Source organism: Flavobacterium sp. JAS, assembly GCF_020991455.1.
Lineage (GTDB): Bacteria > Bacteroidota > Bacteroidia > Flavobacteriales > Flavobacteriaceae > Flavobacterium.
In genome coordinates this window covers 62,674-82,780 of sequence record NZ_JAJMOX010000006.1, presented here as the reverse complement: position 1 = coordinate 82,780, position 20,107 = coordinate 62,674, and the positions used below count along the sequence as shown (strand labels likewise).

Annotated in this window: 10 protein-coding genes; 5 read left to right on the top strand and 5 right to left on the bottom strand. The window is 35.5% G+C overall.

The annotated features are described in order from the left end of the window. Nucleotides 1-58: 58 nt before the first annotated feature. On the bottom strand, nucleotides 59-892 hold the full coding sequence (locus LPB88_RS09895) for a LytTR family DNA-binding domain-containing protein (protein WP_230715084.1): 834 nt from the start codon (nucleotides 890-892) through the stop codon (nucleotides 59-61). Between the two features lie 245 nt (nucleotides 893-1,137). After that, a complete protein-coding gene (locus LPB88_RS09890; protein ID WP_230715082.1) occupies nucleotides 1,138-2,676 on the bottom strand; it encodes a glycine--tRNA ligase in 1,539 nt (512 codons plus the stop codon). Between the two features lie 98 nt (nucleotides 2,677-2,774). Here LPB88_RS09890 and LPB88_RS09885 point away from each other — a divergent pair, with 98 nt between their 5' ends. After that, nucleotides 2,775-3,458: a phosphoribosyltransferase family protein gene (locus tag LPB88_RS09885; RefSeq protein WP_230715080.1), complete on the top strand. Its 684-nt coding sequence runs from the start codon at nucleotides 2,775-2,777 to the stop codon at nucleotides 3,456-3,458. 336 nt (nucleotides 3,459-3,794) lie between these two features. Here LPB88_RS09885 and LPB88_RS09880 read toward each other — a convergent pair whose 3' ends face one another. Beyond that, nucleotides 3,795-6,491, bottom strand: a complete 2,697-nt coding sequence (locus LPB88_RS09880; RefSeq protein WP_230715078.1) for a reprolysin-like metallopeptidase — start codon at nucleotides 6,489-6,491, stop codon at nucleotides 3,795-3,797. Between the two features lie 195 nt (nucleotides 6,492-6,686). Here LPB88_RS09880 and LPB88_RS09875 point away from each other — a divergent pair, with 195 nt between their 5' ends. The 4 genes from LPB88_RS09875 to LPB88_RS09860 all read left to right on the top strand — a co-directional run bounded on the left by LPB88_RS09875 (nucleotide 6,687) and on the right by LPB88_RS09860 (nucleotide 10,523). Next, entirely contained in the window at nucleotides 6,687-7,616 is a 930-nt protein-coding gene (locus LPB88_RS09875; RefSeq protein WP_230715076.1) for a bifunctional riboflavin kinase/FAD synthetase, read from the top strand. Between the two features lie 266 nt (nucleotides 7,617-7,882). After that, a complete protein-coding gene (locus LPB88_RS09870; RefSeq protein ID WP_230715075.1) occupies nucleotides 7,883-8,320 on the top strand; it encodes a hypothetical protein in 438 nt (145 codons plus the stop codon). 172 nt (nucleotides 8,321-8,492) lie between these two features. Beyond that, nucleotides 8,493-9,581 carry a biotin synthase BioB gene (bioB, locus tag LPB88_RS09865; protein WP_230715073.1) on the top strand — a complete coding sequence of 363 codons (1,089 nt, stop codon included), beginning with the start codon at nucleotides 8,493-8,495 and terminating at the stop codon, nucleotides 9,579-9,581. 75 nt (nucleotides 9,582-9,656) lie between these two features. Then, on the top strand, nucleotides 9,657-10,523 hold the full coding sequence (locus tag LPB88_RS09860) for a cupin-like domain-containing protein (protein WP_230715071.1): 867 nt from the start codon (nucleotides 9,657-9,659) through the stop codon (nucleotides 10,521-10,523). 66 nt (nucleotides 10,524-10,589) lie between these two features. On the opposite strand, the gene LPB88_RS09855 is transcribed toward LPB88_RS09860, so the two are convergent. Next, a complete protein-coding gene (locus tag LPB88_RS09855) occupies nucleotides 10,590-15,236 on the bottom strand; it encodes a T9SS sorting signal type C domain-containing protein (protein WP_230715069.1) in 4,647 nt (1,548 codons plus the stop codon). Nucleotides 15,237-15,716: 480 nt separating this feature from the next. Next, the gene (locus LPB88_RS09850; RefSeq protein WP_230715067.1) at nucleotides 15,717-19,745 is read right to left on the bottom strand and encodes a T9SS sorting signal type C domain-containing protein; all 4,029 of its coding nucleotides are present in this window, start codon (nucleotides 19,743-19,745) and stop codon (nucleotides 15,717-15,719) included. Between the last annotated feature and the right edge of the window lie 362 nt (nucleotides 19,746-20,107).

The window sequence follows — 20,107 nt, the reverse complement described above, 5'->3', positions numbered from 1 at the left end:
GGTAGAACATGCCCAATTGATAGTCAATGGACGTTAAATACGTGTAATTACTTAGTTTTTAGACTTCTAAATAATTTCCTGCTGCAAAATCAGCAATAATTAAATCTACGTTTGATTTATAGGTTTTCGAAAAAGGAATCTTCTTCGAAGAATTTTTAATGTAACAGATTGAGTTACCGTTATGAATTCTCGCAATATAATTTCGATTAATAATATAACTATTATGAATTCGAATAAACGGATACTGCAAAATACTCTCAAAATGTTTCAATGTCTTAAAAGCTGTTATCATTTCACCAGAATTTAAATAAATATCGGTCGAATTATTATCAGCTTGAAAATATGAAATATCTGATGAGCTAATATAGCGATAATCTCCGTAAGATTTTACACATATTAATAATGAGTTTTCAACAATTTGCGAAGCTTTTTCATTCGGAATTATTGCGGAAGTAATTTCCTGACAAGTACTTACAGTATTGACTTCGACAACTTCTTTGTTTAATTTGAGAGTACTTTTCAGCATATCAATTGTCGATATCGGCTTTAAGATATAATCAAAAACACCGTATTGAATAGCGTCAAATGCCCATTCTTTTTTTGTAGTAGTAACAATTATTCTAGGCAAAACGGATAAAAACCTGTGTAGTTCATTGATAAAAGCAAGCGATAAATTACTGGATAAATCTTTGGGATCTATTTCGAGAAAAACAATTGAAGGCTTGTGCTCCAAAACTAAATTTAAGCCTTCCAGATAATTCGTCGCCGATGCTGCAAAAGTTAATTCTGAAAAACCTTCTACAATTGTTTTGGTCTTCAAAATACTTTCTGCATCGTCATCAATAATAATATACGAATACTTTTTCTCTATTAGTTTTTGTTGATTTCTCATAAATCCACGACAACTATTCCTTTAGTTTCATCAATGCTTTTAAAAAAACTTACTTTTAATATATTTTTGGCAATTAAAATTACGCAATTCATTTATCTAAACTTTTCAATGTTAATACATTACAAACAAATGTTAAAACATAAAGCTGAAATGCAAATTTCATCGACAAAATACACATTTTTGAATTAAAAAAATCCCAAATTCCATAAAGGAATTTGGGATTTCATATTATTAAGTATAAAAATTTACATTTTCATCAACCAGTTTTTCATAGAAACCTCGTTTTCAATAATGTCTTTCAATTCAGAAATTTTTACACGATCTTGTTTCATTGTATCTCTATGACGAATTGTTACTGTTTCGTCTTCGATAGTTTGATGGTCTACTGTAATACAAAACGGAGTTCCAAGAGCATCTTGTCTTCTGTAACGACGTCCTACAGCATCTTTCTCATCATAAGCAACACTGAAATCCCATTTTAAATCTTCAATAATTTTTCTGGCGATATCAGGTAAACCGTCTTTTTTAACCAATGGCAGAATAGCCGCTTTTGTTGGCGCCAAAACAGATGGTAATTTCAACACTGTTCTTGTTGAACCATCTTCAAGAGTTTCTTCTTGTAATGAAGTTGCAAAAACAGCCAGGAACATACGATCTAAACCAACTGAAGTTTCCACTACATACGGCACATAGTTTTCATTCAATTCAGGATCAAAATATTGTAATTTTCTACCAGAATATTGTTCATGTGCTTTTAAGTCGAAATCAGTTCTTGAGTGAATTCCTTCTAATTCTTTGAATCCGAATGGGAAATTAAACTCGATATCAGCCGCTGCATTTGCGTAATGTGCAAGTTTTTCGTGATCGTGAAAACGGTAATTTTCTTTTCCTAACCCTAAAGATAAATGCCAGTTTAAACGAGCTTCTTTCCAGTGGTGGTACCATTTCATTTCTTCTCCCGGACGTACAAAAAATTGCATTTCCATTTGTTCGAATTCACGCATACGGAAAATGAATTGTCTTGCAACAATTTCATTTCTGAAAGCTTTACCCGTTTGAGCAATTCCAAAAGGAACTTTCATACGACCTGATTTCTGAACGTTTAGGAAATTCACAAAAATACCTTGTGCAGTCTCCGGACGTAAATATAAATCCATTGCAGAATCTGCAGAAGCTCCAAGTTTGGTTCCGAACATTAAGTTGAATTGCTTTACATCTGTCCAATTTCTTGAACCAGTTTCAGGATCGGCAATTTCTAATTCTTCGATTAAAGCTTTTACATCCTGAAGATCTTCGCTCATACCTTTTGCAAGCCTTGCTAAAATTTCTTTATTTTTTGAAAGATATCCTACCACGCGGGCATTTGTTGTAACAAATTCTTCTTCATTAAAAGCATCACCAAAACGAACTCTGGCTTTATCAATCTCTGTTTTAGCTTTTATATTTAACTTTTCAGCAAACTCTTCTACTAAAACATCAGCTCTATATCTTTTCTTTGAATCTTTATTATCAATTAACGGATCATTAAAAGCATCAACGTGGCCTGAAGCTTTCCAAGTCGTTGGATGCATCAATATTGCAGCATCAAGGCCCACAATATTCTCATTCATCTGAACCATTGATTTCCACCAATATTCACGGATATTCTTTTTTAACTCGACACCATTTTGTGCATAATCATACACTGCACTCAATCCATCGTATACTTCGCTTGACGGAAAAATAAATCCGTACTCTTTTGCGTGCGAAACCACATTCTTAAATATATCTTCTTGTTTTGCCATAGTGATGCAAAAATATAAAAAGTACGTTTAAAAAAAAGAAAAATTATAAAGATTGCAGGATTGATTTCGTTAGTTTTGTAACTAAATTCTTTCTATTTGTGTTTAATTTTATAATTGACCTCTTTTTTCCCAAGGTTTGCGCCGGATGCCATACTGTTTTAGTCACAAATGAAACTGTTTTATGTACCAGCTGCCGTCATGAAATGCCTCTTACTCAATATCATTTAGATCCTAAAAATGAAGCTGTCAAAAAATTCTATGGCAAAATTGAGATCGAACATGCCTCGGCGCTTTTGTATTTTAATAAAAAAGGAATCGTTCAGGAACTTATTCATAATCTGAAATACAAAGGTCATGAAGAAATTGGAACTGTTTTAGGGAATTGGTATGTGGAGGATTTAAAAGGATTGAATCTCGAAACTCCTTTTGATATAATAATTCCGGTTCCGCTTCATCCAAAAAAATTAAAAGAAAGAGGTTATAATCAGGTTACTACTTTTGGACAAGCTTTGTCTAAAGAATTGAATATTCCGTACAATGATTCTATTTTATATCGAAAGATATATTCTAAAACACAATCAAAAAAGAATCTCGCAGGAAGATCTGACAATATCGAAAATATCTTTGATTCAAAAATCTCAGAAGAATATCAAAACAAACATTTTCTAATAATCGATGATGTTCTTACAACTGGCGCAACGCTCGAAGCTTGTTCTCGTGCTTTATTAAAAATCCCGGGTACAAAAATTAGCATTGTTTGTATGGCAATGGCGAATTCATAATCCTTTCAGAAAACTTCAAAAAATAAATTCCAAATTCCAAGTTAGTTGGCCCGCGGCTTTTACGGATTAAGCAGGTTTACACTGGTTAAATATTATTTATCTGGATTGCGAAAACGTACTCCCGTATCTCCCTACGGTATTAATCGATAGAATTAATAAACTATTCTACAGCAGAAATCTGTGACAATCTGTTTAATCCGCAAAATCTGTGGGCAAAATTAATTTACAGAAAACGCACTGATCTGCGTCTCTACTAACCAATAATTATAAAAAATTCCAAATTCCAACTTTACAGTTATTGGAATTTGGAATTTAAATATTTGAATTTACAGATTTTTAGTTTACAGCAATTTTCTTAACTGTTCTTCGATCGCCATCAATTACTGTCACAAGATAAATGCCTGAAGACACATCTGATAATTGAATGTTTTGATTAAAATTAGATGTATTATCAAAAGAATTAGAATATACTTTTTTACCTAAAATATCATGTACATAAACCTGAACTCTATTTGTAGCGTCACTTTCAAATTGAATGGTGAAGTTTCCTTTATTTGGATTTGGATAGAGAACAAAATCTATAGTATTTAAGTCTGGCGTTCCTAAAGTAAAATTTTGGCTGCAAATATTTATCGAAGCAGAGTTTATTGTTCCGATATTTCCTGAAACATTATCACGAACTCTAAAAGTCCAATTTCCCTGAGGATTCTGACCATTAAAAACACTCAAAACATCAACCGGAAGCACAATTTGTGAAGTTGTTTTATTACAATCTAAATATACTCCATCATCATCAAACTGTACCGCCAATGTGGAATTTACCCCGGTACAGCCTAGGTTAAACAAACGAACAACTGTTCCTTGCGGATTGACAACCTGAATCTCTAAATCAGAAAGCCTGTCATGAGTTACATTTACTGAAACATTTACATCCGTCACTATTCCCGTTGAAGCAGGTACTGTTATAGTTTTAGAAGTAAAAGAACTTCCATACGGAATACTAAAAGAACTTCCAAAACCATACGTATCACAAGTTGTTGTCGAAGTATACCCTACTGCAAATGGTTCACTGTTTATAGCATAATAAATATTCCCTACCGGTTCAATCAAAATTCTACAATTTTTTGACGAAGGTACACTTGTAGGGAGCGTTATAACTTCTGAACCATCATTTGGCGTATTTGCTGCCAGAGTTATCGGGAAAGTTAAACCTCCATCTGTCGATAATTTTATATTTACTGTAGACGAACCAAACAAAGTATTTGTATTATTTACGCTCCAGGTTACAGTTTCATTTAATCCCTGCCACCAACTTACATCTTTATTTAAGTGTGATGTAACGGCAAATGGCCCTGCAAATGAAGCAACGGTTACAATCATTTCATCTGTATTGGTTTGTGCTTTTCCTAAAGCTGCATTATCACGCCCTGTTAAGGTAAAATGCAACGTTCTGGCAACGGATGAAACCGACTCCCAATTTGCCGTCAATTTATTTTGAAGTACTGAATTAAAACTTGGCATATATCGAACTGGCGAACTTGTAGGACGCAGTGATCGAAACAATGGACCATCTGGTTTTGTAGGATACACAATACTATTTCCTCCAGAAGTTGTGGTTGCACTATCATTTTGCTCCCAGGTATAGGTAATAGAATCATCTTCGGGATCTGAACCTGTACCGGTTAAAACAAATGCAGTACTTATTGGAATCGTATAATCTGAACCTGCATTAATCGCCGGAGGATTATTAGTTAAAGAAGTACTAACCGGACAACTTTTACCAGCAAGATTATTTTGAATTTGTAAAATGGTGGCATAAGCAAAATAATCATCTGAGTTGCTTTGAACATCATAATCTGTTACGCCTGCATACCCCATAATAGTAGAACCGCTTCCTGGTTCAACATTAGTTCCGGTGCCTTCTATAGAATAAGAAAAAGTATGCGTTGCGCCTAATTGATGCCCTATTTCATGAGCTACAAAATCAATATCAAAAGTATCTCCCTGAGGCTTTTGGGCTGCCGGAGCTGTATAAGCACTTCCTTTACCAATCTTATTTATTGCTGGCGGACTAGCACAAATACAACCTATGCACCCTCCATTTCCCATTCCTCCTTGAGCCGTAAACAAATGCCCAATATCATAATTTGCCTCGCCTATTACGCTTGTTAGATTATTCTGCACCTCAATATTCCATACTTGATAATCGCTCGTACCTGGGTAATCTTTTGTGCCATCGGCAAAGCTAGAATATGGATCTGTGGTTGCATTTGTATAAATTATAGCATCGTTATTTGCAATCAAAACTAGTTGCAAGGCCAGATCTTTGTTAAAAACTCCATTGACTCTTGTCATAGAAGCGTTCATTCCGGCAAGTGCTCCTGCTTTTGTACCTCCAAAGAAGGCAGTATATTCTCCTGTACAAGACAATGCTAATCTCAGTGTTTTGAAAACTTTATTGTTTGCGGTGGTTTTTGCAGTCTTTTTTGTTGAACTGTTATCTGAAGAAAAATCTTTAACTCCACATGCTAATCGTGAAGTTGAACTAAGATTTGCACTAGAAGTAAATAGTACATATCCCGTTTTGTCATCCTGATTTTGCTCTATAAATTCTGTAGGCTTATCGGCACGAAGTACCATAGTCTGCATACCAATTGGTGCCACACTAAAGTGAATTTTAGCCGTTTTATCATCTAAACCACTACCTTCATAAGCTCTGATTTCAGGATATTTTGCTTGCAATTCAGGTTCAAAATTTGAAGATTCCCAAACCTGAAAACGTTCTAAAACACCTCTTGCATTCGGAATTGTAATTTCTGCAGTACTACTTTTTGAACTTTTATTTGTTGTAGCAGAAAGTTTCGCCTTCAAAAAGTCTGTATTTAATTTATAGTACAATTTATCCGAATCAACAGAATTTGCTCTTTTACTAAGAGCATTATTTGAACTAACTTGTTGCCATAAATCATCGCTTTGAGCATGAGTTTTAACACAACAAAACATTATTAATAAAGAAAGTAAATATTTTTTCATACTTCAGAGGGCGTTTAAACTTCAAAATTAAACGAATTAAATTAAATTCTTACACAAATACGACATTTAATGCTTTTTACTCGACGAGTTAGCTCTTTTTCACAAAAAGAAATACAATCTCGTCAAAAATCAATTAAGCAGAGTACCAAATTTAAAATAGATAGTATAAATTTGCACCATCTTAAATTATTTGTTTTGAAGCTCTTTCATTCTATAAACGATTTTCAGTCAACCAAGAAAACGATTTTAACTCTTGGTACCTTTGACGGTGTACATATTGGTCATAAAAAAATTCTGGAACGAATTACTCAAAATACTGAAAACGGAAAATACGAAAGTTTAGTACTTACCTTTTTTCCGCATCCGAGAATGGTTTTACAAGAAAAATCAGAAATTAAACTCTTAAATACTATTTCTGAAAAATCTAAACTTCTGGAAGCAACCGGAATCGAAAATCTTGTTATTCATCCGTTTAACGAAAGTTTCTCAAGATTAACTGCCGAAGAATTTGTGCATTCTATTTTAGTGGATCAGTTTCATATTCAGAAAATAATTATTGGTCACGATCACCGTTTTGGAAGAAACAGAACAGCAAATATTGACGACCTCATCGCTTTTGGTGCCGAATATGGTTTTGAAGTGGAGCAGATTTCGGCTCAGGAAATTCAGGATGTTTCTGTAAGTTCTACCAAAATCAGAAAAGCACTGAATGAAGGAAATATGGCTCTGGCCAATGAATATCTGGGTTATGATTACTTTTTGACTGGCGAAGTTGTGAAAGGAAAACAGTTGGGAAGAACTATTGGTTTTCCAACGGCAAATATCCAAATTGAAGAAGATTACAAGTTGATTCCTAAAAATGGTGTTTATGTAGTTAAAGCCATTGTCGATCAAAAGGAAGTTTATGGAATGATGAATATTGGTTTTAATCCAACTGTAAATGGGCAAAAACAAACCATCGAAGTAAATATTTTTGACTTTGATGCTGATATTTATGGTCAAAAAATCGAAGTTTCCTTATTAGAATATCTTCGTGAAGAGCAAAAATTTGGTTCGGTAGATTTATTGAAAGAACAATTAAATCAGGATAAGATGAATGCTTTGGCATTTGTGAGTCAGCTTTAAAAGATTATTTTCCTTTTTTAAGGCTTTCCAAAACCTGTATTTTAGACAGTATTTATATGAAATCTCTACGGGATATTCTCCTTTTGGAGTTAAATCTTGGGAGAAAAAATGCCTTATTGGGACTATACTCGACAACGCATTTTTTTAAACAATCCTCTGCATACTTTTTCCGTTTTTTTAAATCATCTTAGTTATTTTTTTAGTAAATTTGAAATAGAACTCTGTTTATCAAATGTTTACTATTAACTTCTTTAAAAATAACCACCATGAAATTACCTAAAGAAATTACCAACGGTTTTTTGATATTCCTCGGAATAGGAATTTATTTTTTATTGATGAACGTTTTAGGTTTAGCTCATTTGTTCTATCTACGTGTCCTTAATGTTTTTTTTATATTTTATGGTGTAAACAGAACCATGAAAATGAACCTGCATGAAGGAGAAACTAATTTTGTCTCAAATGCTGTTTCTGCAATGGCAACCTCAGTAGTTGGTGTGGCTTTAAGCGTTTTTGGGTTATTGGTTTACAGCTATGCAAGAGGAGGAGATGCTTATGTAAAAACATTATCTTCAACTTTTATGTTTGGAGGAAACCCTTCTGTACCAACTTATTGCATTTGTTTATTATTTGAAGGAGTTGCTTCTTCGGTCATTGTCACATTAATGATGATGTTGTACTGGAACAATAAATATATCGCCGATTAATTTTTCAAAACAAAATAGATCTTTTAGCACTCTAAAATCATAAAAAAATATAATTATATGATTTTAGAGTGTTTCTTTTTTGAAAATAGCTATCAAATATTCATTTACAGGATTCAACATTGGTTGATTAGAACAATTTAACTACTTTTGAGGCTTCAAAAACAATGTATCGATGAGCATTACAAAACACAATTGGACAAAAGACGAAATAATCGCCATATATAACAAACCTATGATGGACTTGCTTTATGAAGCAGCATCTATACATAGACAAAAACATGATCCGAACGTAGTTCAGGTATCAACTTTACTTTCTATCAAAACCGGAGGCTGTCCGGAAGATTGCGGATACTGTCCGCAAGCTGCCCGATATAACACTGGCGTTGAAGGTAATGATTTAATGAGTGTAAGTCAGGTAAAAGCTCAGGCTTTGCGTGCAAAATCCAGCGGATCATCTCGTGTTTGTATGGGAGCTGCCTGGAGAAACGTAAAAGATGGCGAAGAGTTTGATCAGGTTCTTGAAATGGTTCGTACCATTAATAAACTAGATATGGAGGTTTGTTGTACTCTGGGTATGATTACCGAAAACCAGGCACAACGTTTGGCTGAAGCTGGTTTATATGCTTACAATCACAACTTAGATACTTCTGAGGAATATTATAAAGACGTAATTTCGACACGTGGTTTCGAAGACCGTTTGCAAACTATCGAGAATGTTCGTAAAACGAATGTTACGGTTTGTAGTGGAGGAATTATTGGAATGGGAGAAAGTATCGAAGACAGAGCCGGAATGCTTGTGGCGCTTTCTACTTTAAACCCTCAACCGGAATCTGTGCCAATTAATGCATTGGTTGCTGTTGAAGGAACTCCAATGGAGGAAGAAAAACCGGTTGAAATCTGGGAAATGATTCGAATGGTAGCTACTACAAGAATTGTAATGCCAGATACACAGGTTCGTTTATCTGCAGGAAGAACAAATATGAGCCGTGAAGGACAAGCAATGTGTTTTTTTGCTGGTGCAAACTCTATTTTTGCCGGAGATAAATTATTGACTACTCCTAACCCTGATGTTCACGAAGACATGAAAATGTTTGACTTATTGGGATTAATTCCACAAAAACCATTTGTTAAAGTTTCGCAGCCACAAACAGTTGAAGCAGCAGATTCTCAATTTGCTCCACTAGGTGAAAAACCTAAATGGTCACGTCCAGGACACACAATTGAAAGAAATCTTGAAGCTTCTGGAAAAGTTAAAAATTAATTAGATCTTCAAAAAATTCGATAAATATTTATAAATTGCTTCTGAGTTCCAGAAGCAATTTTTTTATTTAGAGAGATGAAGTTAAAGCAAATCGAAAGGGTAAAAAAGATCTCAAAATCAGATTTTATTTCCCAATATGTAAAAAATCAAATTCCTGTTGTTATTGAAGAACTGACCGAGGATTGGCCGGCTTATCATAAATGGAAATTATCATATATTAAAGAAATCGCAGGTGATATCATCGTTCCTTTATACGATAACAGACCCGTAAATCATGAAGATGGCTTTAATGAAGCTCATACTAAAATGAAAATGAGCGATTACATCAATCTTTTAGAACAAAAACCTACCAATTACCGCATCTTCCTTTATAATCTAATGAAAGAAGTGCCAGCATTAAAAAACGACTTTCTATGGCCGGATATTGGTCTGAAATTAGTCAAGCAAATGCCAATGCTGTTTTTTGGTGGAGAAAACTCAAGAGTATTTATGCATTATGATATCGATTACTCGAATATTTTGCATTTTCATTTTCACGGAGAAAAACAATGCATGCTTTTTGCTCCTGATCAGTCCAAATATATGTACAAAGTGCCACATGCCTTAATTTCAAGAGAGGACATTGATTTTGACAATCCCGATTACGAAAAATTTCCCGCTCTTAAAAATGTCGAAGGTTATATCACTAATCTAAAACATGGTGAAATGTTGTATATGCCCGAAGGTTATTGGCATTATATGAAATATTTGACTCCCGGTTTCTCTATGAGTTTAAGGGCTTTTCCTAAAAATATTACCAATTTATCAAAAGCAGTTTATAATGTTTTTATTATGCGCCATTTTGATATTATGATGCGAAAATTTAAAGGTCAAAAATGGATCGATTATAAAAACGAAAAGGCACTTAGTAATACAAATGAAAGTTTACATAAGACTTTTTGAGGAAAAAGTCAAAAAAAAGCGGGTTGGAATTATATATTCCAACCCGCTTTTTTCTTTTTAAAATATTTAAAACACAACTTTCTTAGTTGATACATGACCATTTTCTAAAATCACTTTGACTAATAAAACCTGATCTACTGATTGTAAATTTGATATTTGCAATTCCGTACTTCCAATTTTCTTTTTATCATAAAGCATATTCCCTGAAATATCATAGATAGCTACTTCTTTAAGAGTTTCTTTAGGCGACGCTATTTTAATATTTTTATTTTTCACAAAAACAACAACATCAATTTTGGAGTTTTCGAAATCTTCCACTCCTAGTTGTTTACCATATCGTATTACAAAACGATCTGTAAAAGTTCCTATTGCTGTTGTAAAAGTGTAATTACTAGCTCGCAAATCGTGCGTAACTCCTATTTTTTTATCTTCGAGGTAAATAGATTGCGTACTCAAAACACCATCAGTATGATCTATAGCAATCGTGAAATCACCTGTAATCGCTGATCGATATCCTAATGGAACAATGTCAGAATCATGGAACGGTAAAGCACGTCCCTGAACGACAAGTTTTAGATCGCCATTGATACTGTAAAAATCCAAAAATTTATTTGCATCTAAACTGATTCCATCATAATTTGTATCCCATCCATCAGTTGCACCTTCAATATAACCTATTAATACTTGTTTAAAAGCTCCTTGTGTATTGGTTAGATTAAGCCAGACACGATGTCTTTCGAGTTTTGAATTTGCACTTTTAAAAAACTGACTATTACTTCCAGGAACTCGCATCGAGTTAGTAAAAACAGCATTTTGTCCTGTTTTTGATTTTACAAAAAAAGCTTGTCCTGCAGCAATGTAACCTAATGGAGGATTCTGATTTCCAGGTGTTGTTGCACCAGTACCAGTCATATCACCTACACTTACACTACCTGATAAATTATAAATTGCAAAATCATCAGCAGTATAACTAGATGATGTACTACCAGGAACAATAATACGAGGAGATGAATTGTGTGTCCAGAAATATAGAGTCCCATAAATATTTGCTGTATTATCAGCGATAAATTGATCTGCATAAATTGCCGAAGGATATGGGTTTCCAATTAAACTCCATTTTTCAGCTGCTACTAAACTAATAGCATACGGACCATTGTTAGGAATTCCTTCAAACGAAGCATTATAAACTAAAGGAATAACAGTATCATAAATTTGAGGAGCCCTGATACTATATCCTACACAAGGCAGCATTGGCGCAGCCCCATTGTAAATGGGTATCCAAGTATCATTCAACGGATTATACTTGCTATACTTATCTCCCAAAGTATTAGGTGACAAATCATGTAAAGTAAAATCCGGAACACGTGTTACAGGTGAAGTCCAATAGGTAAAATCGTAACGACGTACTGGAGTGGTGTTGCGCTTATAAATAATATTTCCTGTATTAGTTACATTATTTAATTGAAGTAAACTGGCATTATTTTCAAAGATTAAAGTTCCGCCGTTATTGCTTACAGCGTTCTCAATAGTTAATGTATTATTAGATTTTACAGTAACATTAACTCCCGGATGAACAATACACGAACAAACATTCAAATCACCATTTGTTTCATAATTTCCCGCAAACTCAACACTATCAGTGCTTATAGGCGGGCTTCCTTTAGACCAGACTGATCCATTCCAAATATTAACAACAGGTGCTGTAATCACAATGCCTGCCGTTAGTAACGAAGGACAATTAGCCCCATCCTGAATAGTAAAATAATAAGTTCCCGGTGCTAAATTGGTAACGGTATAACTGGTTCCCGAATTAGTATAGGTTTGTGAAGCTGTACCACTTTGATTAATTGTCCAATTAGGTGTTGCGAGCAAATTATTCAAAACTACACTGCCTGTAGGATTAACGCAAGTGGGTTGCACTTTGGTTCCAGGCACTGGTGTATCTGGTCTTGGATCAATGTCTATCCTTGTTTCTGTGGCAAATGCTTCTGTACAAGTTCCGTTTTTTATCACTGCTCTATAACTCGTACTTGTTGATAATATTCCTGGTTGATACGTAATACCTGTATGGCTTATTGGCTGCCAAACGTATGGCAAAGATTCTGCATATTCCCACCTAACAATAGTTCCGTTGTAACCTCCTAAAGTTAATAAAGGGCTTGAATTCCCAATACAAACATGAGATCCTCCACTTACAACTCCCGGTAGTGTCTCTATTACCACTGTTGTGTTGCTGGCATTTACAACTGCTGCACATCCATTTAAAGAATAACTTACAGTAACTGTTTTACTTCCTGTTGTTACCCATTGTAAGGAAACCGTATTATTGCTCGTTGATATTCCGCCTGAGGTAATATTGTAATCAACACCGGCAACTCCCGGAACTGTCCAAAGATAATTTGTTTGTCCTGCCAGAGTGGTATAAGTAACATTATCACTTACACAAATTGTTGCTCCTGGCTGAACGGAAAAAACTGGAATTGGTAAAGCATTAATCGTTATAATTGCTGAACCTCCCGTGAAACCAGTACTTCTTATACAGCTAGTATTTGTGTCTGTAACGGAAACTAATGTATAAGTTGTTGTACTTATAACTGGTGTACCAACTGTTGCAAAAGGGGTTCCGCTTACAACACCATTTGCGGTACGATTTGCCGATCCATCATTATAAACAACGGTATAAGGCCCCACTCCTGCTGTTGCTGTAAATGTTAACTGTCCTGCTCCTGTTGCACAAAAAGGACCGTTCGCAGATAAACTTCCTTGTGGTAAAGAGTTGACAGTTATTGTTGCTGAGCCTCCCGCGAAACCAGTACTTCTTATACAGCTAGTATTTGTGTCTGTAACGGAAACTAATGTATAAGTTGTTGTACTTATAACTGGTGTACCAACTGTTGCAAAAGGGGTTCCGCTTACAACACCGTTTGCGGTACGATTTGCCGATCCATCATTATAAACAACGGTATAAGGGCCCACTCCTGCTGTTGCTATAAAAGTTAATTGTCCTGCTCCTGTTGCACAAAAAGGACCGTTCGCAGATAAACTTCCTTGTGGTAAAGAGTTGACAGTTATTGTTGCTGAGCTTCCCGTGAAACCAGTACTTCTTATACAGCTAGTATTTGTGTCTGTAACGGAAACTAATGTATAAGTTGTTGTACTTATAACTGGTGTACCAACTGTTGCAAAAGGGGTTCCGCTTACAACACCGTTTGCGGTACGATTTGCCGATCCATCATTATAAACAATGGTATAAGGGCCTACTCCTGCTGTTGCTGTAAATGTTAACTGTCCAGCTCCTGTTGCACAAAAAGGTCCATTCGCAGATAAACTTCCTTGTGGTAATGGGTTTACTGTAACGGTTGTTACTCCAGAATTCCCTACAAGACAAGTTCCGCTTTGTACTACTGCTCTAAATTGTGTAGTTTCTGTAAGTGCTCCTGAAGTATATGTGGTTGCAGTGTTTACAATTGGTGTCCAGGCTGAAAACGGGGACACAGAAGATTCCCATCGAATAACCGACCCTGTATTTCCTGTTAATGATAAAAGTGCACTTGTTGCTCCGTTGCAAATTGTAGTGCCTCCACTAACTGCGCCCTGCACTGTTACCGGAGAAACTGTAACATTCGTAGTAATTCCCGTAATGGTAGCTGTACAAACTCCTGATGTTAATCCAGTAACGGTAATTGAACTTGTACCAGCCGTTGTTAAACCTACAGCTGTAAAACTTCCTGTACCGGCACTGTTTACTGTCATTGACGCTGTTAATCCTGTAGCTGCCGGTGTACCACGACTATATGTTACGGTATAAATACCAACAGGCAAAGAAGCTGCGCTACCTGTTACTGTAACTAATGATGTTGGTGATGTAATACAAACGTTATTTGCCGATATTCCTGTAATATTATAAGTTGGACAAGTATAAGTAACGATTACTTGCCCATGGGCACCTGAACCACCTGCCTGCGCAGAATTTAATCCTGTATGCAGTGCGCCACTACCGCCGCCGCCGGGTGGATCCCCAACGATACCCGGCCCATTACCTAATAATACGGTCGTACGGCTTGCGCCTCCGGCTCCACCTCCTATACCTCCAGCAGTACCACCAACACCAGATGAAAGCCCCACACTTAGCAAGGCAGCACTTCCGTTTCCTCCAGTTGCACCTGAGGCTGTTGAAATAGAACCAATCGAAGCGCTACCTAATCCGCCTGCACCGCCAGGTGTTGCACCTCCAGCATTTGCTGTACCTCCTGCTCCACCGACTGCTAAAATAACAGTTTCAAAACCTTGTATTGTTGAGCTTCCTCCTGTTGCTCCCGTAGCAGTTGTTCCGGTAGTTGCTCCGGCGACTTTAATGTTTAGAGATATTCCTGATAATGGATTAACCGTTATAGTACCATGTGCGTATGCGCCGCCGCCGCCGCCGCCGCCGCTTCTCCCGTTAAGTAAACCCGAATTACCAGCACCTCCGCCGGCTCCACCAGCACCCCATGCCTGAATATCCATTGTAGTAATTCCTGCCGGAATAACTACTGATCCATCGGCAGTAAATGTATGTGGTGGCTGAGCCCATAATGAAGTATATATAAAAAGCAAAACTAAAGTTAACTTAAGCTTTGCTGACATAAATGACTTTCTATTTAATTCAATAAGAGACGAATGTTCCATCAAAAATGGGATAGAAATCAAAAAATCAAGTAATTTTTTTTTCATAATAAGGCCTTTAAACAATTAAAAAAATAGATCTATAATCAAATAAGAATCCTTTAAAAAAAACTTTAAATACCATATAAGTGAATCAGGAACGTAAAAAGACGCTCTGAAACCTGAAAAGAAATGAAGAAATAAACGTTAAGTACTTTTTTGTTTATTTAATGGTATTTAAAATTAACAATCAGTATTTAGGCGAATAAAAAACTAAAAAGAATAATTTTAGTTTTTAAAGGGAGTTAGAAAATTGTATTACAACGGGCTTTTATGTATGTTCATCGATTAAAACCTATAACAAGGTACGATTTTATTTACAACCAACAAATGTTTTTACTTAAAGAACAACATTTTAACACTTTAGACTCAACACAAGTAACTTTATATCAGAATATTAATCTTAAAAATCAATAGAATCAAGGCTTCTGCAAAAAAAAATCCATTCCGTTTTGCGGAATGGATTTTGAAAATTTAAAAACAGAACGATTAGAATACAATTTTTCTAGAGGTAATGTATCCGTTTTCTAAAATAATTTTTACCAACAAAATCTGATTGCTTAATTGTAGATCTAATATCTGCAATTCGGTATTCCCTATTTTCTTTTTATCATATAGCATTTTTCCGGAAATATCATAAATCAAAACTTCTTCAAGAGCCCCAATAGTTGATGTTATTTTAATGTTTTTATCTTTTACAGAAACAAAAACATTATTATCAATATTCTCTACAAAATCATCAGTTCCAAGAGTTTTTGTAGTATAGCTAATGGTAAAACGATCTGCAAAAGTTCCAGTTGCTGTTGTAAAAGTATAATTAGCTGCTCGTAAATCTTGTACAATTCCCGTTACTTTATCTTCTAAATAAATTGCCTGATTATTAAATAGTCCATCAGCATGATCAATTGCAATTGTAAAATTACCTGCAACTGTAGTTTTATATCCTAATGGAACTCTGTCAGTATCGACAAATGGTAATGCACGACCTTGAACAGTTAGTTTTTGTGTCTCATTAATACTATAAAAATCAATAAAACTATTACCACTTATTGTCGGAGCATCATAATTAATATCCCAGCCGTTTGTAGCGCCTTCTATGTAACCAACCAAAATTTGTTTGAAAGCTCCTTCAGTATTCGTTAAATTCAGCCAAAAACGGTTTTTCTCAATAGCATTAGATTTTGATGATTTGTAAAACTGATTATTGCTTCCACTAATACGCATCTCATTTGTAAACCTAACAAATTCTGTTCCTGAACCCTGCATAAAGAATGCCTGACAAGAAGCTATTTCACCTGTTGGTGGTGGTCCGAAATTTCCGTCAGGTAATTTTGCTCCTGTAGTTCCTCCTGTTAAACTAAAAACAGCAAAATCATTACTAGTATATGCATAACTACCTGTACCAGTAGCGGCCGGTGGAGAATTATGTGTCCAGAAATAGAGTGCCCCCACATCTACTGATGCTGCCTGATTGATAAGAATAAATTTCTCTGCATCAATTGCTGATGGATAAGGATTTCCTATTAAACTCCATTTTGTATCATAAACCTGAACTGAATAATCTCCATTATTAGGCACTCCTGTAAAAGTTGCTGTATAAACTGCAGGAATAGTAGTTGAATAAAATTGTGGAGCTCTCACCCAGTAACCAACTGCCGGCACCATTACTTGTGTTCCGTTAAAACTATATACCCATGACCCTGTTAGTGGATTATAGCTGGCATATTTATCTGCTAATGTATTTGGGGACAAGTCATGAAGTGTGTAAGGTGTAATACTATTTGTTATTGGTGTGGACCAGTAAGTAAAATCATAGCGACGAACTGGCGTTGTATTTCGTTTATAGATAATGTTTCCCGTGTTAACCACATTGTTTAATTGAAATAAACTGGCAGTATCCTCAAATGTTAAACTAGTTCCCGCTCCAGAATCAACAATTAATCCATTATCAAGTATTAAAGTATGTCCCGAATTTATTGTTACCTTTTTTCCTGAATCAACCCTGCATGAACAACCTTTTAAATCGCCCACTGATTGATAATCATCGGCAAATTCTATACTTTCAGTTGCTGTACTTGTTGGTGCACTTCCTTTTGACCAACCTAAGCTCGGACCTCTCCAAATATTTGTTTCAGAAGCCTTTATTTCAACATTATTGACAGTTACCGGACAACTATCACCATACTGAACTGTAAAGCTATAAATTCCAGGGGATAAACCTGTGATTGTATATATTGTAGGATCAGGATCGGTACCTCCTGTATAAGATCTTAGTACGGGACCACTCTGTTGGATAGTCCAGGTAGGTACAGTCGATGTTGTAGTAGGCAAACCACTCAAAGAAATACTTCCTGTTGGTGTAACACATGTAGCATGTACAATATTGAACACAGTTGGTAAACTCAATATAGATTTTACTGTAACAGTCGTTACTGCAGAAGCAAGACTTTGACAACCTGATGCATTTGTAACCTGAACTGAATAACTTCCCGAAGTTGTTACCACTATACTTTGTGTAGTTGCTCCTGTTGACCATAAATAGCTTGTCCCACTAGTGGATGTCAAAGTAACACTATCTCCAGAACAAAATGTTGTCGGCCCGCTTGCAGAAATTGTTGGAGTAGCTGGTTTAGGATTAACAGTTACAGCTGTAGGTGCAGATGCAGCGCTTTGACAACCTAATGCATTTGTTATCTGAACTGTATAACTTCCTGATGTACTCACTGCTATACTTTGTGTAGTTGCTCCTGTTGACCATAAATAACTTGTTCCAACACTGGAGGTTAAAGTAACACTACCGCCTTCACAAAGTGTGGTTGATCCGCTTGCAGATATTGTTGGAGCAGCAGGTTTTGGATTAACTGTAACGATCGTTGCTGTTGAGGCAAGACTTTGACAACCTAATGCATTTGTTATCTGAACTGTATAACTTCCTGATGTACTCACTGCTATACTTTGTGTAGTTGCTCCTGTTGACCATAAATAACTTGTTCCAGCACTAGAAGTCAAAGTAACACTTCCTCCTGTACAAAATGTTATTGGTCCACTTGCTGATATTATTGGAGTAGCAGGTTTAGGATTAACAGTTACAGCTGTTGCTGAAGATGCAAGACTCTGACAACCTGATGCATTTGCTACCTGAACAGTGTAACTTCCCGAAGTTGTTACTACTATACTTTGTGTCGTTGCTCCTGTTGACCATAAATAACTTGTTGCCGCAATGGAGGTTAAAGTAACACTACCACCTTCACAAAATGTTGTTGATCCACTTGCAGCTATTGTTGGAGTTCCAGGTTTCGGATTAACAGTTACCGCTGTTGCTGCAGATACAGCGCTTTGACAACCTGATGCACTTGTGACTTGAACAGTATAACTTCCCGAAGTTGTTACTGCTATACTTTGTGTAGTTGCTCCTGTTGACCATAAATAACTTGTTCCACTTGTAGACGTTAAAGTGACACTTCCTCCTGTACAAAATGTTATTGGTCCGCTTGCAGAAATTGTTGGAGGTGCAGGTTTCGGATTAACAGTAACGGTCGTTCCTGCTGAGGCAAGACTTAGACATCCAGACGCATTTGAAACCTGAACAGTATAACTTCCCGAAGTTGTCGCTGCTATACTTTGTGTAGTCGCTCCTGTTGACCATGAATAACCTGTTCCCGCACTAGAAGTTAAAGTAACACCACCTCCCTCGCAAAATGTTGTCACGCCACTTGGAGTAATTGTTGGGGCTAATGGTTTAGAATTAACGGTAACTGAAATAGTTTTAGAATTAGTATAAAAGTTCCCGCCGTAAGTAGTTGTATAAGTAAGTTTTGCATTATAAGTCCCAAGTATAGCACTTGCAAAAGACACTACAGATTGTTTATCGGGATATTTCGTAAATGATGGTGAACCGGGAGCTTGTATATCCCACCACCAGTTCAACGCATTTGCATCGCCAACTGCTCCCGTTTTATCGGCTGTAAAAGTAAGTAAATTCCCTTCACATGCTGGTGTGCTGCTTGTTGGATTAGCTTGCAATGTTCCTCCTGCATTGTTAAGTTCCGAAAAAGTAAATTCAGCATTACCACCACCTGCACAAACAGCAAACTTAACTGTACCTATATAAATTGCGACATTATTATTACACGTCCCTGTGTCATCGATTTTACCTGGACTATTAATATCTATATTAGTTCCCGTAGGAAAAGTAATAGAATTCTTATTAGTAACAGTACCAAAACCCAATGTCCCATTAATAATTACACTAAGAGCACTTGAAGAAGTCGTTAAGGTTTGATCTCCGCTAATTAATAATGTCCCATTTATAGTTAATGATTTAGCCGCCACATTACTATTAATTGTTATGGTTGATCCGGTAGCTATAATAACATCATCATTTATTGTAGGTACAACCCCGCCCACCCATGATGTCGTAGAAGACCAATTTCCTGTTCCTGTACTTGTTATAGTTGCTCCATTTGCAAACTCAAAACAAAGTAGTATAGAAAAAATAAAAAGTAATTTTTTGCTCATGTCATGTAGATTTAAAATTTAACAGTAGATTTTATTGCAGTTTTTTTTCTATAAAAGCACCTAAAAAAACGCTCTTATTTTTATCTTCTTTTTTAGGGTTTTTAAAGTCTGTTTTCAAACCTAATTTTTGCCCTAAAACGCCATAAACAATTTACAATTTTCATCTAACTAAATCTAAATCAATACCTTATATTTTAGTCAAAAAACCACCATTTTATTATTTTAAGTTATTTCTCATAAAAAAAAAAATTTTATGTAATTCATCATTTAAAAAATGTAACTCATCTGATAAATTAAATATGTTATTTTCAGTTATTTTATAAAAATATGTTGATTTGAAAAAAAATTATGTTAAAAATTAA